This window comes from Citrobacter sp. VF227 (assembly GCF_052950715.1).
Genome location: NZ_JBRFVF010000720.1, coordinates 1 through 261, shown reverse-complemented (window position 1 = coordinate 261; position 261 = coordinate 1). Strand labels below are relative to the sequence as shown.

General features: G+C 64.8%; 1 protein-coding gene. It reads left to right on the top strand.

Annotated elements, in window-relative coordinates:
* On the top strand, positions 1–261 hold a 261-nt coding region (locus ACU8YC_RS28720), incomplete at both ends, for a capsular polysaccharide export protein, LipB/KpsS family (RefSeq protein ID WP_446896480.1).

Here is a 261-nt window from a genome sequence, read left to right as displayed (position 1 = left end):
CACCGGCAGCGCTGGCTGCAGATGAACGGGTGGCGGTCTGGGGCAGTGAGTACCCTGAACTGACCGGCGCCATCCGGGTGGAGGACGGGTTCATCCGTTCCCGGGGACTGGGATCGGATCTGTGCCGTCCGTCGTCCCTCTGTCTTGATCCGGTGGGGATCTATTTTGACAGCCGCCGGCCGTCAGAGCCTGAGCAGTTACTCAGTCAGCGGTCACTGACAGAACAGGAACTGGCCCGCGGTGAGGCGCTGATCGGGCTGC